Genomic DNA, 9,825 nt, shown 5'->3' on the forward strand with positions numbered 1-9,825 from the left:
CAGCATTCGTTGCATCCGAATCGTATTGGAGTGCTCGAAGTCCGAACCACAGGGCGCGATCCACATCCAGGCCCTCAGGGACGCTCAAGGCTCCTTTGAAAAAAGAAGCTGATGCAGCTCCGAATTTTCGAAGTCCCCAATGGAGTAGGCCAGCCTGATAGGCTGCCGCATAAGATTCGAATCCTGCAAGTTTCGAAGCCTCTTGATCAAGGCGATTTGCCCACTCCTTCTCTCTGTCAAGCTTTCTCGCTGCTCGTCTAATCTCAGCGAAAACCGGAGGCGCCGCCGAATAATTCACAGCCATTGACCCTGATGAGCCGTTCTCCAGCCAAGTCCGATAGGCATCCAAAGCCAATGCGATCTCTCCTTCCGAAAAGTGCAATCTGGCCTCCAACAAGCGTCTGGATTGCGAGTCTAAACTTAGTTCGTGCCTCAGCGGCGCCAAAGCACCTGGATCCGAACTTTCCGCAATGAATCGCTCAAGTTTCGCCATCTCCTCCAGTTTCCCCAAACTTAGTGCCGCCAGCAGTACCGGCGCCTCCCAACTTGCCTTCGTGAGGCCATCCATTTCCTTAGCCAATTTCCAGTTTTTACCCTCCGCAGCCAGTACCGCAATTCTTGCCTGACGAAGATCCACATCCTGCTTTCTCTCAATTCTTTTCAATAACCTCAAAGGTTTCGCCAGTGCAGCAGGATTCTCTATCAACATGGCTTCCAGGGATAAAATTCCATACGGGGCCACATCCTTGCGAACTGAGTGCATTCGCAGTTCATCCGACAATTCGTCGAAGCCCCAATAATCGGCCGCCGCCGCAAGCGCAAACCAAGATCCCGCACCCCCGTCTTTACCCACCTGATAGAGTTCGGAAGACGAGCCCGCCGCCGCCGCTTGCAGTAATTCATCAAGCTCCAAATCGGGAACAGAAGTTCCTTTCCCCGCCGACGTTAGGGGAGCACAACCGGCAAAAAACACAATTGCGTAAAGGGACAGATATCGAAGGATTCTCAAACTACTGCCAAATCAATCATGACGTTCGAAATCGGCGGCGGTGGTGATTCGTACTCGCCCCAATCGGTTATCAGCTGTACCAGCCAGAGTGCAATGGCCAGACCAAGTGCTACATACAAACCTCCAAGAAACCACCGCATTCCACCTCGGAGTCGCAAACCCCCTCCAGACATGAAGCGTTGCGCTCCAAAATCCGGAACCTGTATCTTCAAATTTTCCACTCTCTCACTCGCTTCATGCCGAACCGCCACCGACAGAGTACCTTCAGAAGTAAACTCGGCTTCAAGTAGAAGCTCAACTTCTCCAGCGGGAAGTTTTGCGAACTCAATCATCCCGATACGAATCGGCTTTGAAACGCCCAGGGCATGATGGTAGAATTCGATATCCGCCTTATCCTGGTTTTCCGAAGCCGGTGTCAGCAGAAGCCGTTTTGAACCCCAATCTTCACGTCTGAAAACAATATAATGCTCACCATCGGCCAAACGAATACTAATACACCCAGTTTCCGAATCCCCTCTCATAAAAACAATCCTAGGTTTGCCGCCTCATGTCGTCAAGCCTGTGTTTTCTTGACAATTTGTAAATAGCACAAGCATAATTGAAGCATGCAAATAGTTCCCGCAATTGCCATTTCAATATTGGTGATTACGGCAATAATAGGCGCCTACTCTATTCTACGAAGGAGCAACAGGGTAAAAACACCATCCAAGTCTGAACCACCCGCCAAACGACGAAATTCCATCATAAAAGAGGCAAACCGCAAACTCAAGGCAAATCCGAAAGATTCCATAGCTCTCGAATCACTAGCGAGACTTCACTATCAGGAAGGGAATTTCACAAAAGCCATGCGTATCTACCAAACCCTGTTAAACTACGCGAGTACAAATCCAGATTTGAATGAAACCGAACTGAATCTACGTTATGGCCTCTGCGCGATACACGGCAATTTTCTATCGGAAGCGCAAGATGCCTTAATGAATGCCCAGGCCGACAGCCCAAATAACTTCGAGATAAGCGCGGGGCTTGGCAAACTTGAATTCGCAAAAAAAGAATACGATAATGCAATCAAACACTTGCAACAAGCGCTTAAACTCCATCCACACCATGGTGAATCAGCGAAATATCTGGGACTTGCATTTTTCCGGTTAAAAAAATACGCTGAGAGTGTCAAATACTTGAAACTTGCATCCGAAACATCGCCCGAAGATGCAGAAACCCTCTTTACCTTGGCCCGGTCTCTATACGAAGTATCTAACTACCCTGCGGCTCACAATATATTCAATCATCTAAAACCCGATCCCCAATGGGGACCAAGTTCATATCTATACTCTGGTCTAATCCATGAGAAGTCAAGAAATTGGAACGACGCAATCGCAGACTACCAGGGGAGTATAAACCATAAAAATTCTCAATTGGAAATTGTACTTGAAACAAAATACCGACTGGCTGAGATATTCAATCAAACACACCAGTTCAGTCGCGCGCTCACCCTGCTAAGTGAAATAAGTGAAACCGCTCCTGAATATCGAGATATCGCCAGCCGCATGAAACATTATCGGGAATCAAACAAAAGCCTGCAAATTTACCTGACTGCCTCCCCAGACAAATTCATCATCCTTTGCAGAAAGCTCACACGAGCCGCCTACACTGGCGCAGAAATCACAATAGCCGAAGTGAATACTGATCAAAGCCGATACAACGATATCCTGGCCACGGTGAAAATCGTTCATGGAGAGAACCTTGTCATATTCCGATATATGAAAACAAGCGAAGAGGTGGAAATGTCATGCCTGCAAAACCTCTACGCTCGTTCACAGGATGCCAGAGCCGGTCGCAGTCTCTGTTTTACTCCCGGAATCTATTCAAAAGAGGCAAAACAGTTCGCTAAGATTCGGCCCATCAAGCTGATCGACAAACAGAAACTGACAGAATACCTGGAAACTATCAATCTAAACTCATAGTCGGATCAACATCAGATGCCGCTGTTCATTTAAACCCGGAATCTCCAGCCGCCGAAACTCGCGCCATGAGATACATCCCTTGATTGCGCCAAGTTCCTTTCTAACAGACCTCTCTCGGCCCTTATAAGCCACAATTGTCCCACCCGGTACAAGAAGTCCACTCAAAACTTTCAGCAGCTCGGAGTCAATCGTTGAGAACCCGCGTAAGGTTAGAACGGCAAACTGCTGCTTCCCCGAAAATTTTTCCACCGGCATTTCCACAACTCTGACATTCTTCAGTCCCAAAATAAGAGTCGCGACTCTCAAAAAATCCGCCCGCCTGCCAGAGCGCTCAACCAGCGCAAAGTCAACATCCTCCAGGCAGATAGCCAGCGGGATTCCCGGAAATCCAGCTCCCGAACCAATATCCGCCAAAGCCTCCGGCGCAATTTCCTCAATGTGCTTCAAAGCAGCCAGGCTGTCCAATACATGTCTGGGGATGACATCCTCAATATCAGCGAGCAATCCATACTTTGGATTCCACAGCTCAAGCTCGGCCACAAACCGTCTCAATCTATCAATTTTTCGCCCGCTTGACTCAATTCCCAAAAGCTCCAAGCCGCTTTCCAGTTTGCCTGATACCTCGAACACTGAGCTTCTATTTCCCTACACAAAAATTCGAGAAAACCAAATCCAGAACATCTGTCCGCTTCACTGCGCCAACCAATTCCCCAAGTGCGTCCAAAGCCTCGTGAAGGTCTTCAGCCAGAAGATCAATCGGGATACCCATATCCACCCGAAAATTATCCAGAGCTTTTATAGCCCGAAGCAGCAGGGTTCGTTGACGCGCGGAATTGATTACCGGAGCGTTCCTCTCCGGGGTAGCACCGGCTGCTCTGAAGGATATCTCGGTTATCAGATCCGAAAAGCCAACGCCTGTTTTGGCGCTAACCCCAATCCATCCAGGAGGCGCATCAGGCGCCAAATCCACTTTGTTCCAAACGCGAATCAGACGCCCATCTTCCACCTCTAAACCCAGCTGCTCAAATTCTCTCAGCCTCGAGTGCCCCGCCGCACCATCCGCCAACGCTACAACCAAATCCGAAGATGCAATAAGTTCCCGTGTCCGCCGTATCCCCTCCATCTCAACCGCATCAGTCACATCAGTTCTCAAACCAGCGGTGTCAATAAGCAACATTGGAATTCCATCGTGATTCACCCAGGCTTCAACCCAGTCTCGAGTAGTGCCGGGCTTTTCAGTGACAATGGATCGTTCCTCGCGCAGGAACAGATTGAACAGCGAGGATTTACCCGCGTTCACCGGCCCGGCCAGAGTAACCTTGATACCTTCCTGATAAAGCCTGCCAGTTCTCCAGGTACCCACAAGTCGTTCCAGGCTCTCTCGGCAAAAACGAATTTCATCCAAATCGAAATCAATCCGCTCAACCTCATCTTCTGGATAATCAAGTGCCAAGGATGCAATAGCGGCCTGTTTCTTAAGTCCATCGAGCACAGCATTGATAAGCAATCGCACCGAACCCCCCAATCTGGAGAGCGCCAGGGCCCTCCCCCGGTCAGTTCGTGCCTCGATTATTTCCCGTACAGCTTCCGCCTGCGTTAAATCCATCTTCCCGTTAAAAAAAGCCCGAAAGCTGAATTCGCCCGGGGCTGCATCCCTGAATCCTATCGAACGCAACAGATTCATAATGACATCGCTTATCACCAATCCTCCGTGGCAGGAAATCTCCACGGAATCCTCACCCGTATAACTAAGCGGCCCACGAAAAACTGTCAGCAGAACTTCATCTATCTTCTCAGAGTCATCCCTAAGCAACCAACCATGACAAACCCGATTACCCTCACTATTAACGAGCACCTTCGGCCGGGAAAAAATCTTGGCGATTGCATCTACGCAGCCGAAGCCCGAAGTGCGAATCACAGCAATAGCTGAACGTCCTCTAACCGTCGCCAGGGCCGCGATGAGATCGTCTGAATTATACTCCATCATGGGGCCAATTTGATGATTTCCCCGGCAAAAGAACGGCCAAACTGTCTAAAAGCTGCGCTAATGGCTTGCTGACTAGCTGCTCCCTGGCTGGTTTTCGTAATTTCCGAACTGAAGAGAGTCACCTGTTTCTGGATATCCGACATAGCTAGAATCCCGGAAACCCTAACTGTATAGACGTCTCCGACTTGCTCAAAGCTATCTAGGCTTACTCTACCGTGAATAACCCTCTCATACTTACCACCAAATCGAATGTCGGCCTTCAAATCTCGCAACAGGGCGCGTTCCGATAAGAGCAATACTTCGACCGGATTCAATTCTATAATGGAAACATTGAAATCATCGGCAATCAAATCGCCAAACAACCCTTCGGCCGCATCAGTCTCGCCCAGCACATTGCCAACCAAATCGGTTTCAACAATCAGAATTCCCATGGGAATGGATCGAATTCTCACCTGGGCGTCATACGAGGCCACGGCACGCGGTTTTTCCAGATTAGCTTCAAAATTCTCTATCGAAGCATCTCTCTCTTCACCGAAAAGGTCTAGAAATGGCCTTGCGCTGGGAGCGATGGTGAGCTCCTGCGGTCCTGAAACCACTACCTCAGGAGGGCGAAATTTCACCAATCCCTCCATGTCCGAGAGCACAAGGGCCTTTGCAATATATATGCTTCCATCGCGAGCCTTATTCGGATAAGTAATAATGAATTCAGCATTGCCAACAGGTCTACCGTGAGAACTAACAAAAAAAACCACTGGCAGAGCCGGTCTTAGCCCAACAAAAACCCTATCCGGAACCTCAACCAGGCTAATCTCAAGAGAGCCTAAGGAACGCTCCACTTCCTTAAGTGCAAAACTATATCCAGCCTCGATGTCAACAGTCCTGGAAATACCCGCCACGGTTGCCCAAAGTAGCGCCGCCTCGTAGGTTTCATTCTCTCTTATTGCCGCTCGAGCACGCGAAACATAGCTCTGAATCTGAGTATTTGTCGCTCCTATCAGCTCAAAGAGTTGTAGCGCCTGCTCTTCAAAAGCTTTTCTCTCCCAGTTTATCTCCACAGCATAATGAATCTGATTTCCCCCACTCTTCCAGGCTCCCTGGGCGCCAAGTTCGACACCAAAATCACTGGGCTTGTCGTTTTTGATTGTGTGGAGTATTGCATCGAACAAAATCTCAAACGCTCTTTTGCCTTCATCGCTCCAATATTCCACGTACCCCAATTCCATCATTTCGATAAGAGCCGATTTCAAATCATCAAATGCAGCTAACTGTGCCTCTGCAATAGTCTCAGCCGCGGCCTGACCACGAATTGTCCTATGGGTTTCACTGACTTTGGGGGGCTCGAGTATCCATTCGGGCGCTTCAACCCCGACATCAATCTCAACCGTGCAAGAGAAGAAAGAAAAAAGAATTGATAGAAATACAAGCGAACGCATATTCATAAACGAATTCATCATCATCTCATCAATCTACACTAACAAACATCAGCAAATTTTTTCATCTACTTATTATACATAAGATTTAAAATGACAGTGGTTGCTCGAACCATCGCTGGCAAAGCAACCCACTCCTGGCGGCTGTGGAAATTGATTCCTCCTGCAAAAATATTGGGTGTCGGAATGCCCATCGCAGTAAGAATAGAGCCATCAGTTCCGCCCCGGATAGATCTCTCAACAGGTTGAATTCCCGATTCAAGCACAGCCTTGCGCAACCGTGCGACAATATCCGGATTCCTATCGAAAACTTCCCGCATATTTCTGTACTCCTCCTTCAATCTAACTGTAATCCTCCCACCTGGAGATGCTGCCTCTACGGCCTGGGCAAAGGCTCTAAGCGCATTTGAGCGCCGTTCAATATCTTTTGAATCGAAACTGCGATACTTAATTATCAATTCAGCGCTATCAATTCTGCCCCGCAAATCATGAGCCCAGTAATTGCCATAGCGGCCATCGGTAGCCTCAGGACTTTCATTCCCTGGCAGCATGTTAATAAACATTGCTGCCATCGAAACCGCATTTACCAAGCGGCCCCTCCCTGAACCAGGATGAATCGAATCGCCCTTAAAGGAAATCTCAGCGAGCCAAGCATGAAAACACTCGATTCCCATTTCTCCTTCCTCGCCCCCATCCACAACGAAACAACAGCTAGACTCAAGCTCCTCGCGAGGGAAACAACTCATCCCATTACCTGTTTCCTCATCCGGGGTAAAAATAATCTCCAAAGGCCTATGTGGCCACGAACTATTCCTGCGAATCCAAGACAATGCAGTCATAATCTCCGCAACTCCAGCCTTATCATCAGCGCCAAGCAAAGTTCTACCATCGCTGGTAATAATCGTTTCGGCTTTGTAGTGCTCAAGCAACGGTGAATTAGCCGGGCTCAAAACAATGCCGTCCGCAAGGTTAATCGCGCCTCCATCATAGGCCCTATGCACCAGTGGCCGAATATCCGCCCCCGGCACATCATCATTAGTATCCACGTGGGCCATGAAACCGATGGTTTCACCTTCACTGTTCGCAGAATTCCCCGGTATCCTTGCAATAAGATAACCAGAAGAATCCAAAGTCACATCGTTAAAACCCATCTCCAGAAGCTCAGATTCGAGAAGTCGAAGCAAGGTCCACTGCCCCTTTGTTGAAGGAATTTTGTCCTGCGAAATGGCCGGATCGCTCGTGGTATCAATAGCGACATAACGCAGAAATCTATCGAGTAATTCCTCTGAAAACTCTTTTTTAATCAAATCATACAAACTCATTGCTATTCTTCCAAACATTCACAAACGGACAAATCACCCAGTATACTGCGTTCCGTAGCATCTCTTTTCCACGCTGCGAAACAACTCCGCCAGAATCTTCCCGGTTTACGGCAAACGAACAAAGCCTTCCTGTGCCGGTGGAGCGTTTACCAGAATCAACCTTGCGCAGCAGGTTAATCTGCGTCGCATCTTTTTGTTATATCTAATTACCTCAAGGAAAGAATAGCCGTTTCCCCCAACGGATTCCAGCGTTCAATCCCTTTCCAGTCTATCCTGGGAAGGGCATTTTTCCTTATCTCAATCTTATCATGCATCGACTTATACTTGTCACAATATCGTATTGAGATAACCCTGGGCGCTTTCGATAGTATTTAACACTTTTGCAAAAGTTGAGATTGATTTATTTTCCACGGCGATATGCCAAATACTTTCGTGATATAACCGCTGCACGGCCTGAAGAGCCTTGTGACACACCTTTTTTTCAAACTCTGCTTTCAACAAGCAAAGGAGTTTTTCGCAAGACGAGAAAGACTTCCTGACCGTTAAGCGGCTCTGAAAAAGCCCGCCCCAAAACCATGGGACGGGCTCAAAAACAGAAGAGGAGTGTAAAAGACTCCAATGCTCATTCTAAACCGAATACTCAAAGATAGTAAATAGAATTTTGGGTTCCTAAGTAATCTTCCCATGGAAACCATCAGAACCAGCGATTTCTATTGGCTGTGAACTTGCGAGCCAGGTTGGCAGAGTTAAGATAAGAATGAACAAAGCGGTCTCCACCGTTACCCTCTCAAGCCGGAGCGACAGATATTGAAGAAGACTCACAATGAAAGCTATCGCCATGTGCAACCAGAGAAAGGCGAAGCAGGCAAGATTACCCTCAGCCGAGAGCTTGGTTGTTAACCTGCTTACACATGAGTTAAGAAGATGTTCCTATATCGACGCCGGCGGCCAGGCCAGTTTCACCAGGAGCTTCTTGCGAAGACGAACCTGCCGGCGGCCTCTATGAGGCCGATGTCAGCCTCATCACCTTAACTCACAATGAGGGAGAATCTCATTCCACTCCCCGGCTCCATCCGGTTCCTCCTTGTTAGGGCGACATCCTGTAGACGAAATCGATGGCTATCTCAAGCTGAAGAGACTCCTGATAGACACCCAGAGCATCAGTAACCGCCATCTTTTCCACGCTGCGAAACAACTCCCTGCAAAGCCGGAATCCTCATCTGTTAACAGCAAACGGACAAAACCTTCCTGTGCCGGCGAAGCGTTTACCAGAATCAACCTTGCGAAGCAGGGTAATTTGCCTCACGTCTACTAACCGTCTTAGAAAAACATAACCGTTTCCCCCAACGGCAATCTCTTTCGAAAAGATGAAAATGGTAATACCGTTAGAACCTGGGATTAGGGAAGGTTGTGATTGGGGAAAGCCTTGAGGACCACATTGGCATGATTCCAAAGACAATCATATTCTTCCAGGAGGTGAGATTTAATTACAATTCAAGATATTGATTACATGTGAAAATTCAGAACTACATGATGCAAAACTTGCTAAACCGGAAATTGATTCTTCTTATAAACCTCACTTACATGTTGTTTTCTCATCGATTTCAGGCCTATGGCTTTGAAACTGAAATTTACATTGACTAAGTATCTACTACCAAATTCGATTCAGTGATTTCGAAGTTGATGAGAATGCACTTCAAAGAAAACTATGAGGCGGAGCTGGTGGTTGGCAGAAGCCCCGGACAGGTTACGTCTGCCAGCGGACAGGACGCTTTGATAGGCAGAAGTTAGAACCTCTTGCTAATGCTCATCACAATTCTCCCCTCGCCAGGTTCGTCCCCTGCCTCCGCAAGCTCCCTGGCTGAGAGCCGGGGGGTGGGAATAACTCCCAGGCGGTTGCACACAGTCTAACCGCGGGGCCAGGGGCTTAAGGCACGGCCAGTTCTGCGGCCCTTCCTGATTTCGCGCTAAGAAATCTCATGATTCCCTCTTCCTCACGCTCAAGTACTGTATCCCTTATCAGCATCCATGCCTTAAGAGTTGGTGAGTTAAAACTCCAAAGCAGAGTCTCATGATGTGGAATACTTGCCCTCCGGAAGATATGGATAGACCGATT

General features: G+C 48.2%; 8 protein-coding genes. 1 reads left to right on the forward strand and 7 read right to left on the reverse strand.

What is annotated here, in order from left to right:
- Together S1OALGB6SA_RS09335 and S1OALGB6SA_RS09340 are read right to left on the reverse strand one after the other, a co-directional pair.
- Nucleotides 1–1,009 (reverse strand): hypothetical protein (locus S1OALGB6SA_RS09335; RefSeq protein WP_148084070.1); only part of this gene is annotated, 1,009 nt, incomplete at its 3' end.
- A complete protein-coding gene (locus S1OALGB6SA_RS09340; protein WP_124033302.1) occupies nucleotides 1,006–1,530 on the reverse strand; it encodes a hypothetical protein in 525 nt (174 codons plus the stop codon). The genes S1OALGB6SA_RS09335 and S1OALGB6SA_RS09340, both read right to left, overlap by 4 nt.
- An 84-nt stretch (nucleotides 1,531–1,614) precedes the next feature.
- Here S1OALGB6SA_RS09340 and S1OALGB6SA_RS09345 point away from each other — a divergent pair, with 84 nt between their 5' ends.
- Complete coding sequence (locus S1OALGB6SA_RS09345) at nucleotides 1,615–2,970, forward strand: tetratricopeptide repeat protein (RefSeq protein WP_124033303.1); 1,356 nt, start codon at nucleotides 1,615–1,617, stop codon at nucleotides 2,968–2,970.
- Here the strand turns inward: S1OALGB6SA_RS09345 and rsmG are convergent.
- The 5 genes from rsmG to S1OALGB6SA_RS10715 form a co-directional block, all read right to left on the reverse strand.
- Nucleotides 2,965–3,600 (reverse strand): 16S rRNA (guanine(527)-N(7))-methyltransferase RsmG, encoded by a 636-nt coding sequence (rsmG, locus tag S1OALGB6SA_RS09350; RefSeq protein WP_124033304.1) that lies wholly within the window; start codon nucleotides 3,598–3,600, stop codon nucleotides 2,965–2,967. The two genes, S1OALGB6SA_RS09345 and rsmG, sit on opposite strands and share 6 nt — an antisense overlap.
- Before the next feature lie 7 nt (nucleotides 3,601–3,607).
- A complete protein-coding gene (mnmE, locus tag S1OALGB6SA_RS09355) occupies nucleotides 3,608–4,957 on the reverse strand; it encodes a tRNA uridine-5-carboxymethylaminomethyl(34) synthesis GTPase MnmE (protein WP_230204528.1) in 1,350 nt (449 codons plus the stop codon).
- Nucleotides 4,954–6,396 (reverse strand): hypothetical protein, encoded by a 1,443-nt coding sequence (locus S1OALGB6SA_RS09360; protein ID WP_124033305.1) that lies wholly within the window; start codon nucleotides 6,394–6,396, stop codon nucleotides 4,954–4,956. Before S1OALGB6SA_RS09360 ends, mnmE begins: the two co-directional genes overlap by 4 nt.
- 59 nt (nucleotides 6,397–6,455) lie before the next feature.
- Nucleotides 6,456–7,694: a peptidase T gene (gene pepT, locus S1OALGB6SA_RS09365; protein WP_230204529.1), complete on the reverse strand. Its 1,239-nt coding sequence runs from the start codon at nucleotides 7,692–7,694 to the stop codon at nucleotides 6,456–6,458.
- Between the two features lie 1,942 nt (nucleotides 7,695–9,636).
- Nucleotides 9,637–9,825, reverse strand: a 189-nt coding sequence (locus S1OALGB6SA_RS10715; RefSeq protein WP_230204530.1) for a hypothetical protein, incomplete at its 5' end; no start/stop codon positions are given.

Source organism: Olavius algarvensis spirochete endosymbiont, assembly GCA_900608495.1.
Lineage (GTDB): Bacteria > Spirochaetota > Spirochaetia > DSM-2461 > DSM-2461 > UBA2779.